The sequence below is a fragment of the Pontibacter sp. LHS1 genome, from assembly GCF_058932855.1.
Map to the genome: position 1 here is coordinate 118,354 of NZ_JBZYWF010000002.1, position 16,093 is coordinate 134,446.

Consider the following 16,093-nt stretch of genomic DNA (forward strand, 5'->3'; position numbering starts at 1 on the left):
CTAACATAAGATACTCAGAATCAATACCTAGCCTCCTCACTCACTGCCAAAAGTCAGAAAAGCGGATCATATCCAGTTTAAAATACCTTAGAAAGTCACAATAAATCATTAAAAATAATCAGTATAGCTATGAGCAATGACTACATGGCTTATAGAATAAATACAGTTTAACAATGTAAACAGGGGCTAAATAATAAAAATAGTGCAACTACGGTTTTAAATTTGTTTTGTTTCAGAAGCTCACACAAATTATATTAGCATCAGAATCAGCTTCCTACCGGATCAGATTCGATGGCCCGCTATACCTGCACTATGAAAAAACGGCTATGGCCAAGGTATAAGCTATACCTGTAACCGCTGCCTTTTTACGATTTTAGTACCTATTACCTTTTACAGTATGTACAGAAGGCTGTCTGTCGCGCTGCTTCTGTGGAGCATGTTTGCTTGCCAGGGCGAGATCAGAAAACCAGAACACTCTCAAATCCAGCAACTGGAGGCGGGGCTCTTTCCTTCCCTTACACTTCCCAAAAACACCGCTGCCCAGGGTATAAGCAGCGGGTCTACCACAGGGGGTGTGACTCCCTTTTTAACTGCCAGGGCATCCTCATCAGCGGAAGGCACCGCTACAGGAAGCACCGCAGACGCCGAGGTACAGCGTAGCATTTACTACAATGTAGTGGCAGCTGATGGAAGTGTGGTGCAGCGAGAAGCGCTGCCTGGCTCGGCTTTCATAGATTTTGACGAGACACTCCATGCGATCATGCAGCGCTACGACGTACCGGGACTTTCAGTCTCCATCACCCGAAACGGGGAACCGGTTTTTGTCAGAAGCTATGGTTATGCAGATAAGGAAAACGAAGAACTCGTGAGCGACCAAAGCCTCTTCCGGATTGCCAGTTTGTCCAAACCCATTACCAGTGCCGGCATTCTCAAACTGATACAGGATGGCAAGCTGACGCTGGCAGACAAGGTGTTTGGTCCGGAGGGCATACTGGCAGACGAGTTTCCGGAACCTGCGGCCGACCCGAACATCGGACTGATCACCGTCTATCACCTCCTCACCCATACCGCCGGCTGGACCAACAAGGAAGGCGATCCGATGCTGGTCGAATATGCTGCCACAGCCCGGGAGATCATAACCGAGCAGGTGCTGCACCGGGCGCTGGACCACCACCCCGGCCTGACAAACTCCTACTCTAACCTGGGCTATAGCATCCTGGGCAGGGTGATCGAAAAAGTGACAGGCAAGACCTACCAGGAATACATACAGGAAGACATCCTGCAGCCAGCCAAGGTTATCGGGATGCGCATAGCAGGTGATACGGAAGCGGAAAAAGCCCCTAATGAGGTAAAATACTACCAAAGAGAACACAGTCCCTATGCCTACAACATGACACGCATGGATTCCCACGGCGGCTGGTTATCGAGCACAGGTGACCTGATGCGCTTCATGGCCCTGATCGACCGCAACCCGGCTATACCTGATCTGATCAGCAGCAACCTTCTCCAGACAACCTATTTTGGCGGCGACACCTGGACCCACTACGGCTCCCTGCCCGGCACTACGGCCGTGCTGTCGAGGGTGAACGACGAGTATAGCTTTGTGGTGCTGGCCAATACCCGCTACAACCGGTCACCTAACCAGATCGCAGACGAAGTAACCGATGCCCTCAAGCTGAAGATCCTGTCCATGGAAAACTGGCCAAACGGAACAGAGCAGCTGGCCTCTAACGACTAAGTGCACCAGGTGCTGAAGTGAGCTCCAGCACCGCCATGACCGGCCGGTGATCAGAGGCATAGCTTTCAGGCACCACCCGATGCGATCGAACTGTCAGGCCGGATGATCGCGTAAAGGCGATGTAGTCGATGATGCGGTCCGGCTTGTCCTGCGGAAAGGTAGCTTCGCACGCCGTCAGGCAGCTACGTTGAAACACTTCGTCGAGCGCAGCGATGGCGGGGCTGTCCGGGTAGTCGTTGAGGTCGCCAGCCAGGATGAAAGGCAGTTTGTCGGCTGCGGCCACGGCATTAATGGTCTGTACCTGCTGCTGGCGGTTGGCACTGCTCTGTATGTCGAGATGGGTACTGCCGAAGCGGATGCGCTGCCCTCCCGGCAGTTGCACGGTGGCAAGAGCCAGCACGCGGCCTTCGGCTTTCGGGCTATCCTCTTTGGGCAACACCACCATCCGGGTGTCCGAGAGCGGGTAGCGCGACAGAATCGCGACGCCATACTCCCCTCCCCCAAAATCAATGGCCTTCGCGAAATAGGAATGCATCCCCAGCATCTCTGCCAGCGCTTCCGCCTGATGCACGTTTCCTGATCGCGGAATATGCACGTCCACTTCCTGCAGGGCCACCAGGTCCGGCTCTTCACTCCTGATCACTCCGGCAATCGCTTCCAGGTCGATCACGCCCTTTCTACCGGGCGGGTTTGCATGGTGGATGTTATAGCTTATGACACGCAGCTGCGTCACAGCCTTTTTGGGTTGCTCCTTACTTATACCTTGGGGTGATTTTGACACACAGGCTGTCAGCAGCAAAAAGCAAAGCAGGAAGGGCAAAGTTGAATTAAAGCAGTCCATAGGTTCCGGTATAGCTGTGTAAATATAGTCATCTGCTGCAGCTCTTGGCCAGCATTCACCCACTCTTTTCAGGTATAGCCTTCCCCAGTATGTAACTTTACGGTATATAGCATTGAATTTTTCAAATTATTCATATTAATCTATATATTGGAGGACAATTCACCTAAAGTATACCTGTGCTATGAAACGCAGACTACAGATCACGGGGCGCGGAAAACTCTCCGTTACGCCTGATATCATGATCCTTTCCTTCAGTGCTGTGGCACAGGAGTGGGAATATGACAAAACAGTAGATTCCCTCAACGCCAAAGTGGAGGAGCTGCGCAGTATCATCGAAGCACAGGGTATAAGCCGCAGCAGCCTCAAGACCAAGGACTTTGGGGTCCGCAAAGAAACCCAGTGGAACCGCAAAACCGAGAAGTCTGACTTTCTTGGCTACAGCGCCACACACCGCCTGGAGCTGCCTCTTGACAAAACACTCATCAACAAGTTGCTCAGCCAGATCGCCAGAAAGCTGGACAACCTGGACTTCAGTATTTCCTTTGGTGTAAAGGATGCCAGCGGGCACCAGCAGCAGCTGATCCTGCAGGCCATCTCCAAAGCCAAGGAAAATGCCGCGCTCATCGCCGAAGCCACAGAGGTAGAGCTGCGCGAGATCCTCGAAATTGACTATTCCTACCGCGAACTCACCATTCGCTCACAGCAGCACGACTACCCGGTGTATGACAGCCAGGTGCTGATGGAGGCTTCCGCCCCTGCTCCCGACTTCGAACCCGACGACATTGATGTAGCCGAGACTGTGACGATCACCTGGCGGATCGGCTAAGTAACTATTCATGAATTCAGAAATAAGATGCGCCTATACCTGTTAATCCCCCTGCTGTTCGTGGCTTTAGCAGCCTGCCAGACCAGCCACACTTCCAGCACGGCAGCTAGTACAGCAGAAGCCGGAGGTCAAGACATGGCAAGCCCCGCTTCGCAGATTATCTTCCTGGACCTGGAGCTGAGCCGGGACAGCCTGACGAAGGAGAGCACGGTGAAGTTGCTTAACAAAACGGTGACAGCGGGCCGGATGAAAAACCTCGCACACGCCGGTCATGAAAACGGGTCCGGCGACCTGCAGTGTTCCCTGCTAAGCTCAGCCGGGCAGGTACTCTACAGCACCGCTATACCTGATCCGCTGGCAAACACCCTGGAGTATGCCTCAGAATCGGGTGAACTGCAGAAGAAAACATTTCAGCTGCAACAGGCTACTTTCACGCTCAGGGCCCCCTACTACCCAGGCACAGAAATTCTGCTCATCGAACAGCTACAGGAAGACAAACAAGCTAAAGAAATCGCAAGACTGACACTATGAAAAGGCTATTAACCACGGTATGGCTGGTGCTTTGCAGTGTACTGCTTGCCCAGGCACAGAAATTTGAAGTCGACACGATCCTCTACCACGGACCATCTGACAAGTACATCAATTTTGTATTTCTCGCGGACGGCTACCAGGCAAACGAGCTTGGCAAATACATAGAGGATGTGAAGGGCACCGTGGATGGGATCTTTGCCAAACCGCCTTTCAGGGAGAACAAAGTTTTCTTCAACGTTTTCGCCATCAAAGTACCTTCAAAACAAAGCGGAGCCAGTCACCCCGGCACAGCCAATGATGAAGTCAACCAATCAGCTGTACCGATAGTCAAAGTCGACAATTACTTCGGCTCCACCTTCGATTATGGCGGCATACACCGTCTACTCGTGCCGACCAACCACATGGCCATATCGTCTGTACTGGCCAGCAATTTCCCGGAGTACGACCAGGTGTTTGTGCTCGTCAACAGTCCCTACTACGGCGGATCGGGAGGTGCTTATGCCACCAGTTCTACCAATGTTCAATCCAAAGAGATCGCCATTCACGAGATTGGCCATTCCTTTGCCAACCTTGCCGATGAATACTGGGCCGGTCCGCAGTATGCCCGCGAGCGTCCGAACATGACGCAGGTTTCCTCTCCTGAAACCGTGAAGTGGAAGCAATGGCTGAACAATACGGGTGTGGGCATTTACCCCTATGAGGAGTCTCCTACCTGGTATCGGCCGCACCAGCGCTGCAGCATGCGTTACCTTTCCACGGCAAACGAAGTCATTCACTTCTGCATGGTCTGCAACGATACGATCACAAAGCGAATCGCCAGCCTGATGAACCAGGTGACCATACCGGACAAGCCGGGCAAGATCAGCGGCCCAACCCAGGTATGTGCCCAGCAAGATGCCGTGACCTACAGCATCAGTCCCGTGAGCGGCGCGGGTGCCTATACCTGGACCGTGCCCGAAGGCTATCAGATCATACAAGGGCAAGGCACCACCACGATCAACGTGCGCATCGGCCCGAGGAGCGGCCAGATTGGAGTAGCGGCGCAGAACTTCAACGGGCAATCTGCAAGCGCATACCTGGACATACAGGTGCAAGCCATGCTGGAGGTAAAGGCCGGTCAGAATGAAAACGCCTGCCTGAAGCAGGGGCTCATAGAGTTAAGTGGCTTTAGTCCGGCAGGGGGCGTCTGGTCGGGTCTCGGCACGAAGCCGAATGGCATTTTTGATCCCGCTTTGGCAGGCCTCGGAACACATCAGCTGACCTATACCTATTCTGATAACGGTTGCAGTGTCAGCGCCACCAAATCTATCACCGTCTGGGAGTTCACAACCGTCAGCCTGGCTGACTTCCAGCAGGTATGCTCTTCCACCACCCACTTCCCGCTGACAGGCGGATCTCCGGCGGGCGGAACCTATGGCGGAAATCATGTGCAGAACGGCGTGTTCAATGCAGCGGAGGCCGGACCAGGTATACACCGCATTACCTATACCTATGCAAACGTCTGCTCCATCACAGTCGAGAAAGAGATCACGGTGAGCGTGTGCACCAACACAAACGAGGCCGAAGTGGCAACAGGTATACAGCTTTTCCCCAACCCGGCCAGCACCCTCGTCCAGCTCGAGGCACAGCTGACCGGCACCTCCGAAGCAACCCTGCAGGTATACGACCCGACCGGCAAATTGATCTTTAGCCAGCAGGTGCATAGCCTCTCAGGTAAGCTCAAGGAAAGGCTTGACCTGAGCAAGCAGCCCAAAGGCATTTACCTGCTCCGACTGATCACTGAAAAAGGTAATGTAAACCGGAAGTTGTTGCTGCAGTAAAGGACAGCCTGTTCACCCTTCGAGCGCATCTGTTAGCACCTCGTGCTATGCTTGCAGGTATTTAAGGGAAGAAATCGCAGCAGAAATCATCTGACCAAAACAGATGTGCCAGAACCCCGGGAAGGTTCTGGCACATGCATGCTCTACCTATTCGCTATACCTGTCCAGGTGAAATGCTATACCTGAACAACAGGTTATACCTAGCGAACCGCACTTTCCAGTTTGGCGAGTTTCAGTTCATCCCGGTACACATTTCCGAAGCGGTCGGTTACCTGCACGGCAAAAGTGGAAGCTCCCTCTGACGGCTTGGCAAAGAACAGGTGATCCGTTGGCAGCGGCTCCACCCACTTGTGTTTGGCAGGTTTGGCAGCACCTTCGTGCAGTTCCACCGAAAGTGGGTCCAGGGCAGTTTCGCGGGTCATCTCACCCCTGCGTTTGCCGTCCTCCAGCCATTCCACTTTCCAGCTCGGGTCCCAGTTCCAGACGTTCACTGCCACCTGCTCCGGCATTGCGGCCACAGCCCCCACCGGGTATATCCGCAACTGGTGCTCCCGTGGCAGTCCCGTCGACTTGTAATACCACTGTACTTCACTGCCCTTTACTTCATACACACCATAGCCGCTCGGCGTGCCGTCATAGCAGATCGGGCCGGTCCACCAGGCACCGCAGACTGTGCCGTGCACGTGCTCGATGATGTTATCACCTTCAAACACTTTCTCGTTGAAGTGGGTGTGGCCCGACATAATGTGCGCCTTGTAAGGCTGAAGCAGACGGTACAGTTCCTTTCGGTTCGACACCACGCCACCGATAGAAGGCTCTTTCTCAATGTTGCGCTCGTGCTGGCGGGTATAGGCCGGAATGTGCAGACTCACGACCACAGTAGAACCGGGTTTTACAGTAGCCAGGTCCTGCTCCAGCCAGGCCAGCTGGCGCTCGGTCAGATAGCCAATGTACTTCTTGGCCGTGCCGATAAAGAACACATCATCCAGCACCACATAGTGAATCTCTCCCCGATTGAAAGAGTAGTAAGTCGGCCCAAACAGTTCCTTGAATTTCTCGGCCGAGCCCTCGTCGGTGCGTGCCTCCAGGTTCATGTCGTGGTTGCCGATCACCTGGAAGAAAGGTATACCGGCTATCGCCAGCGCCTCCTGGTAATCGTCGAACAGTTCAAACTTGTCCCATACCAGGTCGCCGCAGCCAATGCCATGGAAGAGTGTACCTTGCGGATAGCTGCTCACCAAACTCTTCAGGTCAGGAGCCGACTCGCGCTTGAGTTGTTCTGCGTCTTCTTTGGAGATGATCTGCGGGTCGGCCCATACTACGAAGTTGTGCTGGGTATCGTCCTGCGACAGGCGCTTCAGCTCAAAATCAGCCTTGAAGCGGCCTCGCTGCGGCACAATTCTTTTGTAGAAGCGGGTGATGCTCTTTTCGTTTTCGAACTCGTAGCCACGCGGAATGGACAGGTATACAAAGTCAGCGGTGGCATTGCTGAGCAGTTCGTAGCGGCCAGCTGAGTCGGTGGTCACCACGTTGATGCCATCGGTCACGGCTACGCCAGCGATGCCTTTGCCATTGGCGGACACTTTGCCGCTGAGGCTCACAGTGCTCAGGTCTTTACCGCGGGCAGGTATAGCCGGTTTGGCTTGCAGGATATTCGGGGCCAGCGTCAGGCCTATACCTGTCAGGCCAAGGGATTTGAGGAAGGTTCTTCTTTTCTGAGACATAAGAGATGTATGGATGTGCATGAAAAGGAGCCAGCACCTGTGCAGTGCCGACTCCCCGTTTTCATAGCAGGTTGTTGCTTATTTTTCCCACCAAACTTTAGTGTTGATGTCGTCACCGCCCATCGACTCGACTGCCTTGCGATAGTTTTCCAAGTTATTGGTCTGCAGGGTGGTCGGGTAACGGAAGCGCACCGGCACGATCTGGTTGTTAAGCATATCGCTTCCTTTTGGCAGCTCCGGCAAACCGGTGCGGCGGTACTCAAACCACTGCTGGTTGTCGTTGAAGAACAGGGCGTAGTATTTCTGCAGCATGATGCGCTCCAGGGTGCCGTCGTAAGCAGCTGCCTCGTTCTCGAAGTAGTTAGCCGGCACCGTAGCACCCCACTGCGTGATAGCAGCTTTCACACCGTTCTCGTAGTGCGTTTTCGCATCACCACCAGTAATGCCGCGCTGTGCCAGTTCGGCTTTGATGAACTCCACCTCGGCATAAGTCATAATCAGGGTCTTCATTGGGGCGGTAGCCAGGGCGATGTTCAGGTTTGAAGGCTGGTAATCGAACTGGGAATCGCTGCCGCCGTAGCCGCTTGGTATACCCTTGTAACCGATGGTGGTGCTGCCATCTTTGGAGCGGGCCTGTGTGGCAAACTTCGGCAGGCGCGGATCGTTGAAGGCCACCAGGTTGTCGATGAAGAATTTCGACGCAGCCCGGAAAGTCGTAAAGTCAATGGCCCGCCCCCAAGGCGACAGGTTCGGCGTCACGCCTGTCACATTCAGAATGGCCGCTTCCTCGTTGCGGGTAAACACCGGGTATTTGGCCGGATCGTTCAGCATCTCGGTCATCTTCGCAAAGGAGTTCATCTCACCCCGCTTCGACACGCGCAACAACAGTCGCAGGCGCAGCGAGTTAGTGAAGCGTCGCCAGTTCGCGATGTTATTGTTGTAGAGCAGGTCCGTGCCGTACACCATCGGTTTGCCTGTGTCATACAGGTTGTTGGCCTTCTCCAGGTCGGCCAGGATCTTGGTGTATACCTCCTGCTGGGTGTTGAACTTCGGATAGAAGATGCCTTCGTCGCCGCGGGCGGCTTCCTCCATGGGTACGTCGCCAAAGCTGTCGGTCAGGAGCGAGTATACCCAGGCGTTCAGGGTCAGGGCAATGGCCTGGTAGTTTGGGTCGTTTGCCGCTACGGCCGCTGTCTGCATTTCCTTTAAATTGGTGATCCAGCGGTAATAGGTATTCCAGGTGCTGTTGCCGGAGCTCTCGGTCAGGTTGTAGCGGTGGATACCGCCGGAGGCACTCGGGAAAGGCAGTGACACCTGCATCAGATCGAACGTAAAGCCGTTGCTGCGCGAAGCGTTGAAACTGGCCATTTCGTACACGATCGGGTTGAGCAAAGTGCCCGGATTGATGCGCTCGATGCGGTTCGGGTCAATGTTAAGCTCTTCAAACTCGTCGGTGCAGGAAACGCTGACACAGCTCAGAGCGAGGGCGAAGGCTAATAACTTTTTCTTTATGGTTGTCATCTTGATAATCTCTTCAATTAAGGTTAGGAAAACTACAGCTTCAGGGTCAGGTTCATGCCATAGGTGCGCGGCGTCGGCAGCTGGCCCATCTCCACACCCGGCAGTATGGTCGAGCCATTGAGGGCGGCTGTTTCCGGATCGAAAATCGGGAACCTGGTGATCATGGCCAGGTCACGTCCGTAGAGGGCCACGCTGGCTCCCTGCAACACTTTGGTGCGGGCCGTCAGGGCTTTTGGCAGACTGTACTCCAGGCGCAGCTCACGCAGCTTCAGGTATGAGGCATCGAAGGAGTTGGACTCCACATTGGCACGGCGGTAATAGTCACCATAGAAGTCTGGCAAGCTGGCTTTGGTGGTGTTTGGCGAGAAAGTACCGTCTCCGTTGTCGACTACACCCTCGCCGATGACAAAGCCATCTTCACGACCACGCAGCGTATGCTTCAGCTTGCCCTGCTCGCTCATCTTGTGGTGCGTCTGGGAGTAGATGATGCCACCATACTGTCCGTCCAGCAGCACGTTCAGACGGAAATTCTTGTAGCTCACCTCGTTCATGAAGCCGCCTCTCCAGTCAGCATAGGCGTTACCGATGTACTGGATCTCAGAAGGTCGCGCTGGCAGACCGTTGCTGTTGTAAATGATCTGTCCGTCCGGGGCACGCATGAAGCCGAAACCATAGATGTCTCCTGTCGTGCCGCCCACTTTGGCGATGATGGAAGCGCTACCCCCTACCCCGATCACCTGCTGGTCTGTCAGGCCCTCGGCCAGTTCAATTACCTTGTTGCGGTTGCGGGCCCAGGTCAGGGTACTCTTCCACTTCAGGTCACCCCTGTCGATCGGGCGCAGGTTCAGGGCCAGTTCTATACCTTCATTTCGTACCACACCACCATTCAGCACGGCGCGGCTATACCCCGTAGTTGGGTCCAGGGGAACTTCCAGGATCTGGTTGCGGGTCAGGTTGCGGTACACGGCTACGTCCATGCCGATGCGGCCACCGAAGAGCATGTACTCCAGACCGGCTTCATAGCTGGTTGTGATCTCCGGCTTGAAGTGGTCGTTGTGCAGTGTGGTCGGCACCGTGGCAGAGCCCGGGAACTCACTGCGGCCATAGTATTTCTGGGTCTGGTACGGGTCTGTGTCGTTACCTACCTGCGCCAGCGACAGTCGCAGCTTGGCATAAGACACCTGACGTGGCAATACAAACAGGTCACTCAAAATAAAGCTTGAGCTCACGGATGGGTAGAAAAATGAATTGTTCTGCGTTGGCAATGTGCTTGACCAGTCGTTGCGGCCGGTCAGGTCCAGGAAGATCTTGTCTTCAAAAGAAAGGGACGTGAAAGCGTACACGCTGTGCACGTTTTTGTTACTGCTCACCGTGTTCATCATCGGGTTGCTCACGCCATTTGTCAGCTTGTACACGCCCGGTATGTTGAGCTGATCCACGTAGCCTTCTACCCGCTTGTACTTGCGGGCCATCAGGTTACCGCCCACCGAAGCACGCAGGTCAATGCGGTCCGACAGCTTGTCGCGGAAAGTGAAGAGACCGTCGGTGTTCACTTCGTAGTTGAATATGTTCTGCTCTTTGTAGTAGCCTCGCTGGAAGTTGGCTGTGCTGTACGGACGGCGCTGCTGGCGGTCTTCGTTGCGCATGTCCACACCAGAGCGCAACATCAACTCAAACTTAGGAGAGATTTCATAAGTGGCAGCCAGATTGCCCACCGTGCCATAGCTACGCTGCGCGTTGGTCATCTCGTAGGCGATCAGGAAGGGATTGTCGATGAATGAGCTGAACGGGTGAATCTGGTCGATCTGCTCCTGCCCTTTTTTCCAGATCGGCGCATACCAGTCCAGGTCCACGTTCGGGTTCTGGAAGATCATGAAGTAAGCGATGGATTGGTTGTTGTAGCCGGTAGCGGGCAGGTTATCACTCTGCTTGTTGGTGAAGTTAACCTTCGAGCTCAGCTTCAGGCGGTCAGCCAACTGGTAGTTCAGGCTCAGGGCAGCGGTGATCCGCTCAAAGCCTGTATTCGGCATGATCCACTCGTTTTTGGAGTGCGTAATGGAAGCTCTCGCACTACCCTTCTCGTTACCGCCTTCCAGCGCCACACTGTTGGTGATGGTGGAGCCGGTGCGCCAGAAGCCTTTGATATTGTCTTTGTAGGGTCTCCAAAGCTGACGCTCCGCTGACTGCCCTTCCAGGGTTGGGTCGTACTGGTAGTAAGACTGGCCGTCGAATCCCGGACCGAAGGCACTACTGGTACCGCCTGTGTTGGTTCCGTCTTCTGAGGCGCCATAAGAGTAGTAGAGCTTTCCATCGTCGTTGAAGGCACGGCCTGTTCCCTGTCCGTACTCATACTGATAATCCGGCCAGCGCAGCACATCGTTGAAGCTCAGGTTCGTGTTCACCGTCAGGCCCAGACCTTTCCTGGCGCGTGAACCTGATTTCGTGGTAATGATCAAAGCACCACCTGCCGCACGGCTTCCATAAAGAGCTGCGGCAGCAGGTCCTTTGAGGACGGTGATGCTTTCAATATCATCAGGATTGATGTCGGAGATGCCGTTGCCAAAATCGATCGGTACGTCGTTGCCAGAGCCGGCACCGTAGGCATTGCCCACGCCCGAACTGGTCATACCGCTGTTCATCGGCACACCGTCCAGCACGATCAGTGCATTGTTCTTGTTCGGGTCCATGGAGTTGTCGCCGCGTAAGGAGATGCGCACTGAGTTCACAGGGCCTGAGCCCGGTGAAGTCAGGTTAAGACCGGCCACCTTGCCCGAAAGTGCACTCGCAAAGTTGTTGGAGCGGGCGTTCAGGATCTCCTCCCCTTCTACCTTTGACACGGCGTATCCCAGGGCTTTCTGATCACGCGCTATACCTAGCGCTGTTACCACTACCTCACTCAACTGGTTCTGGTTGGGCTGCAGCTGGATGTTGATGAACTCCTGGTTGCCGATCGGTCTTTCCTGCGGAACATACCCGATAAAGGAAACCACCAGCACATCCGCTTCGCTGCGGGCAGTCAGTTTGTAATTGCCATTGCCGTCAGTGATGGTTCCGTTGGTTGTACCCTTTACGGCCACGCTGGCACCCGGCAGGCCCAGGCCCTGTTCATCGGTTACCTTGCCCTGTATGGACAGGGACTGTGCTACGGCCAGCTGACAGCAAAGCAGCAAAAGCAGCAAAGCGGGCAGGTGCCGTTTCAAAAGTGTAGAGGTTCTTAATTGCATAGCGATAGTGTTTGTTTAACTACCGCAAAGCTATTTTGAGCAGGTTACCCCAATATTAAGAGAAGGATATATAAAGGTTAAGGAATCAGAAGTGAGGTTCAAAAATCTTGACCTTAAAATAATGTGCTGTAAGGGGGCTTATAACCAAAGTGACTGCTACTCTGGGTTTGAGTTTAGATCAGATTATAGCCTATCTGCTTTGACCAGGAATTGCTCACGGTAGGTGAGCCCAATCGGTATGGCTTTACCAGCTATTGTTACCTGATGACGTTCGATCACATCCAGGTGCCTCATAGATACGATATATGACTTGTGCACCCGCACGAACTGATCTGGAGGTAGCAAATCCAAAACATCTTTCATGGATAGCAGCGAAAGAATCTTTTTACCAATAGTGCAGAAAGACATGTAATTGCCTGCCCCCTCCACATAAAGTATATCTTCCAGTTTCACTTTAAAGGTTTGTGTACCACTCTTGATAAGCACATGCGTCTTATCCTGGGCTGAGATAGGAGGCTGGGCCAATACAGGTTTGTCTTTTCTCTTGAGGCTCTGCAGCTCCACGGCTTTGTTCACTGCCTTCAGGAAACGGGCGTAATTGATGGGTTTGAGCAGGTAGTCCACCGCATCGTAGTTATAGCTCTCAGCCCCAAATTCGGGATAGGCTGTCGTGAACACAACCATGGGCTTGCGGGGAAGGGCATTCAGCAGCTGCATACCGGATAGCTCCGGCATGTTGATGTCCAGAAAAACCAGCTCCACTTCCTGCTCCATCAAAAAAGCAAGCGCCTTTACCGGATTTGTAAAAGAACCAGCCAGCTCCAGGAAAGGAGTTTTACGCACATACTCTGCAGCGAGCTCCAGTGCAAAAGGCTCATCGTCTACTACAATGCATTTCATCTGTTTCAGTCCAGTTTTATCGTGAGTGTCGCTATAAATTTATCATTTTTCTGATCTATCTGCAGCTGATGATTCTGAGGGTAAAGTAAGGCCAGCCTCTTCTTCACGTTCTCCAGACCAACACCGCCTGAGTTGTGCCCTAATTCATTTCTGGCTTGCGCAATGCTGTTCTCCACCTTAAAGTATAGTGTACCTTCCAGAACCTTTAAACTAATCAAAATATCGGAAGGCTTATCTAACCGGATACCATGCTTGAACGCATTCTCCACAAAAGGAATCAAAATAAGCGGGGCAATCTTATACAGGGTACAATCACCAGATACGCAAAACCTGACTGCTGACTGAATCTCAGAAGACAAACGCATTTTCTGGAGTTGTATAAAACTCTCGATGTACTCCACCTCCCGCATCAGCTCTATGCTCTGCACATTGCTTTCGTATAGCATGTAACGCATCAGGTTTGCCAGCTTCTCGATGATACCGGAAGTCCGTTCATCCCCCTTGGCAGCGGCACTTGCATAGGCCATGTTCAGCACGTTAAACAAGAAATGCGGATTGACCTGCGCCTTTAGAAAATTCAGCTCTGCCTGCAGCATTTCCTCTTTCAGCTGCTTCCGCTGCTTTTCGTTTTTGAGCCAGCTTTTGGTAAACCCATAGCCCAGTGCCAGTGAAAAGAAGATAAAGTTGAACAGCATATTGATGATAAACTGCCCCATAAAACCTTCGTCTTCGGTAGAATAATAATTGATAAAGAGGAAGTAGTCAATCGTAGTTTCCAGCGTTGTCAACCCTACCCACAGCATGAGTAAGCTAAGTAGAAACACCCCTGTTCGCTTGTTGGCAGAGTAGCGAGGAATCAGCACAAGCGCAGTCGTATAGAAGAGGCATATATTGAGTATGGTGCCTATGGTTACTGGTAGCAGGATGTTTCCATCGGTACTCCTGAAAGAGCCCAGCGTATTTACCCAGAGTATAATAGCCAGGTAGCCGGCCAGCCAAAGGATAGTGTGGATCAGAGGCTCTACATACTTACGTTTTCGCATTGGTCATTTCTTAATTGTAACTGCTGTGCTTTCCGGCGATCAACTCTCAGCTGATAACCTCCCTCTAAAGTTATGAATCTCCAAATTTCCCGCACAATGCTATGGACAAACCAGGCAGTATTTTATGTGAACTGGAAAAAACATACACGAATACAACTCAAGGTATAAAATCTAAAGTTTGAATAGGTATAGGGAGTGTTGCCGGATTTGATTTTTTGAGGTGGAAAAGGCATGGTAGGTTTGGATCATGAAAGCAGGCAAAGCGCTTGCACATGACATCTAAACAAAATAAAACCATGAAATTTTCTCGCTTTTACCCCTTCACATTTTCAGTGGCATTCCTGCTGATCTTCTTCTCCGCTACCAGGTCATTTGCACAGCAAGACCAGGCGATCGTGGGCCTCTGGCTAGGTAAGCTGGAGGTGAACAAAGAGGTACAAATGAACATTGCTTTTGATATCAACAAAGGTGCAGATCAGCAGTTGAAGGCAGTGATTCATAGTCTCGACCAAAACGCATTTGATATTCCTGTTGATGAGATCAAGCTGGACGGTGACAACATCATACTACAGGTAAAGGCACTGAATGCCACCTACAGAGGTACGATACAAAATGGGACTACGCTGGTTGGAGGTCTGGCTCAGAATAGTGCCGACTCTTTTCCGCTGAACATGAAGAAGGTAGATAAACTGCCCAAAACAAAGGCTAAAAGACCGCAAGAGCCCTTAAAGCCATACCCTTACCAGGAAGAGGAAGTAAGCTATCACAACGCTGCAGCGAACGTGACCTTAGCAGGCACCCTGACCATACCCAATACAGCCGGTCCCCATCCTACTGTGCTGCTTATACCTGGCTCCGGACCAAATGACCGTGACCAGACTATTTTTGGTCATAAGGTCTTTCTGGTGTTGGCTGACCAGTTGACCCGTGCTGGCTTTGCTGTACTCCGTGTAGATGACAGAGGAGTTAACAAATCAACAGGAGACTTCACATCAGCCAGCATCGTAGACCTTGCAAGTGACGTGCTGGCGGGTGTTGAGTTCCTGAAAACCCGCCCAGAAGTAGACAAAACAAAAATAGGCCTGATAGGCCACAGCCTGGGTACAGAGATCGCGCCGATAGCTGCGAACAAATCAGAGGATATTTCATTTGTTGTACTCATGTCGGCTACAGCACTCAAGTCAGCTCACTTAGGATATTACGAACAGGCTCGCGCCCATTATGCCTCCATCGGGGTAAGTGAAACAGGCATACAGGTAAATGAAAAAGTGCTTAAGGCAGTTTTTGAAAGTATCAGAAGCGAAAAGGACGATGCCAAAGCATTGAAAAAGATAGCTGCAAAATTCAAAAAACTGGATCCTGAAGTGACGAAACTCAGTGCAGAAGAAAGAAAGATACTGGAACTTAGCCAGCCTTTGAATCCAAAGGATTTTGCCTTTTTCCTGTCACCGGCCTACCGGGTAGATCTCTTTTACAACCACGTTGCCGAAATCGCTAAATTAGAATGTCCGGTGCTAGCTATCAATGGCTCCAGAGACCTGCAGGTGCTACCCGTCAACCTGCAGCGTATCGAGCAAGTCCTGCAAAAAAGTGGCAACAAGAACTTTGCTGTCAAGGAATTCGAAAACAAGAACCACCTGTTCCAAACCGCCAAGACAGGTCTCATATCAGAGTACAATGAACTGGAAGAGACATTTGCCCCTGATGTAGTGGCATACATGGTAAACTGGATAAATAACTTAAAATAAGCTCAGCGCAAAAGGTAAACGCACTTCAAAGGGGTACCCTATACGCTCATCCTGTCAGCTGCCTCAACTACAATTCATAATAATATAACATTTAAAATAAAATTTATAAAACTCTATTAATAGAGCAGGGATAATTTTGCGCCTTGATTATAGCGGATCGATTCCAAATGTGCCACC

Annotated in this window: 11 protein-coding genes; 5 read left to right on the forward strand and 6 right to left on the reverse strand. The window is 52.2% G+C overall.

The window, feature by feature from the left end:
- Nucleotides 1-397: 397 nt before the first annotated feature.
- A complete protein-coding gene (locus AC5FXQ_RS04895; protein WP_493601373.1) occupies nt 398-1,738 on the forward strand; it encodes a serine hydrolase domain-containing protein in 1,341 nt (446 codons plus the stop codon).
- Here the strand turns inward: AC5FXQ_RS04895 and AC5FXQ_RS04900 are convergent.
- Nucleotides 1,728-2,519: an endonuclease/exonuclease/phosphatase family protein gene (locus AC5FXQ_RS04900; protein ID WP_493601374.1), complete on the reverse strand. Its 792-nt coding sequence runs from the start codon at nt 2,517-2,519 to the stop codon at nt 1,728-1,730. The genes AC5FXQ_RS04895 and AC5FXQ_RS04900 overlap by 11 nt on opposite strands.
- Before the next feature lie 241 nt (nt 2,520-2,760).
- Between AC5FXQ_RS04900 and AC5FXQ_RS04905 the strand changes: the two genes are divergently transcribed.
- The 3 genes from AC5FXQ_RS04905 to AC5FXQ_RS04915 are packed head-to-tail and all read left to right on the forward strand — an operon-like array spanning nt 2,761 to nt 5,756.
- Nucleotides 2,761-3,405 (forward strand): SIMPL domain-containing protein, encoded by a 645-nt coding sequence (locus AC5FXQ_RS04905; protein ID WP_493601375.1) that lies wholly within the window; start codon nt 2,761-2,763, stop codon nt 3,403-3,405.
- Between the two features lie 27 nt (nt 3,406-3,432).
- Complete coding sequence (locus AC5FXQ_RS04910) at nt 3,433-3,936, forward strand: hypothetical protein (protein WP_493601376.1); 504 nt, start codon at nt 3,433-3,435, stop codon at nt 3,934-3,936.
- Complete coding sequence (locus tag AC5FXQ_RS04915) at nt 3,933-5,756, forward strand: M64 family metallopeptidase (RefSeq protein ID WP_493601377.1); 1,824 nt, start codon at nt 3,933-3,935, stop codon at nt 5,754-5,756. Before AC5FXQ_RS04910 ends, AC5FXQ_RS04915 begins: the two co-directional genes overlap by 4 nt.
- Before the next feature lie 200 nt (nt 5,757-5,956).
- Here the strand turns inward: AC5FXQ_RS04915 and AC5FXQ_RS04920 are convergent, their stop codons facing one another.
- From AC5FXQ_RS04920 to AC5FXQ_RS04940, 5 genes are all read right to left on the reverse strand, one after another.
- Entirely contained in the window at nt 5,957-7,480 is a 1,524-nt protein-coding gene (locus AC5FXQ_RS04920; protein WP_493601378.1) for a calcineurin-like phosphoesterase C-terminal domain-containing protein, read from the reverse strand.
- A gap of 78 nt (nt 7,481-7,558) precedes the next feature.
- The gene (locus tag AC5FXQ_RS04925; RefSeq protein ID WP_493601379.1) at nt 7,559-9,001 is read right to left on the reverse strand and encodes a SusD/RagB family nutrient-binding outer membrane lipoprotein; all 1,443 of its coding nucleotides are present in this window, start codon (nt 8,999-9,001) and stop codon (nt 7,559-7,561) included.
- A 32-nt stretch (nt 9,002-9,033) separates the two neighbouring features.
- Nucleotides 9,034-12,225 carry a SusC/RagA family TonB-linked outer membrane protein gene (locus AC5FXQ_RS04930; RefSeq protein ID WP_493601380.1) on the reverse strand — a complete coding sequence of 1,064 codons (3,192 nt, stop codon included), beginning with the start codon at nt 12,223-12,225 and terminating at the stop codon, nt 9,034-9,036.
- Between the two features lie 183 nt (nt 12,226-12,408).
- The gene (locus AC5FXQ_RS04935) at nt 12,409-13,125 is read right to left on the reverse strand and encodes a LytR/AlgR family response regulator transcription factor (protein WP_493601381.1); all 717 of its coding nucleotides are present in this window, start codon (nt 13,123-13,125) and stop codon (nt 12,409-12,411) included.
- A 5-nt stretch (nt 13,126-13,130) separates the two neighbouring features.
- The gene (locus AC5FXQ_RS04940) at nt 13,131-14,168 is read right to left on the reverse strand and encodes a sensor histidine kinase (protein ID WP_493601382.1); all 1,038 of its coding nucleotides are present in this window, start codon (nt 14,166-14,168) and stop codon (nt 13,131-13,133) included.
- Nucleotides 14,169-14,464: 296 nt separating this feature from the next.
- Between AC5FXQ_RS04940 and AC5FXQ_RS04945 the strand changes: the two genes are divergently transcribed.
- The gene (locus tag AC5FXQ_RS04945) at nt 14,465-15,916 is read left to right on the forward strand and encodes an alpha/beta hydrolase family protein (RefSeq protein ID WP_493601383.1); all 1,452 of its coding nucleotides are present in this window, start codon (nt 14,465-14,467) and stop codon (nt 15,914-15,916) included.
- The last annotated feature ends 177 nt before the right edge of the window (nt 15,917-16,093 follow it).

Bases quoted from the DNA above. Each gene is read 5' to 3' on its own strand.
- AC5FXQ_RS04895 (WP_493601373.1), top strand. From the start codon at position 398: ATGTACAGAAGGCTGTCTGTCGCGCTGCTTCTGTGGAGCATGTTTGCT.
- AC5FXQ_RS04930 (WP_493601380.1), bottom strand. From the start codon at position 12,225: ATGCAATTAAGAACCTCTACACTTTTGAAACGGCACCTGCCCGCTTTG.
- AC5FXQ_RS04935 (WP_493601381.1), bottom strand. From the start codon at position 13,125: ATGAAATGCATTGTAGTAGACGATGAGCCTTTTGCACTGGAGCTCGCT.
- AC5FXQ_RS04925 (WP_493601379.1), bottom strand. From the start codon at position 9,001: ATGACAACCATAAAGAAAAAGTTATTAGCCTTCGCCCTCGCTCTGAGC.
- AC5FXQ_RS04905 (WP_493601375.1), top strand. From the start codon at position 2,761: ATGAAACGCAGACTACAGATCACGGGGCGCGGAAAACTCTCCGTTACG.
- AC5FXQ_RS04945 (WP_493601383.1), top strand. From the start codon at position 14,465: ATGAAATTTTCTCGCTTTTACCCCTTCACATTTTCAGTGGCATTCCTG.
- AC5FXQ_RS04910 (WP_493601376.1), top strand. From the start codon at position 3,433: ATGCGCCTATACCTGTTAATCCCCCTGCTGTTCGTGGCTTTAGCAGCC.
- AC5FXQ_RS04940 (WP_493601382.1), bottom strand. From the start codon at position 14,168: ATGCGAAAACGTAAGTATGTAGAGCCTCTGATCCACACTATCCTTTGG.
- AC5FXQ_RS04915 (WP_493601377.1), top strand. From the start codon at position 3,933: ATGAAAAGGCTATTAACCACGGTATGGCTGGTGCTTTGCAGTGTACTG.
- AC5FXQ_RS04920 (WP_493601378.1), bottom strand. From the start codon at position 7,480: ATGTCTCAGAAAAGAAGAACCTTCCTCAAATCCCTTGGCCTGACAGGT.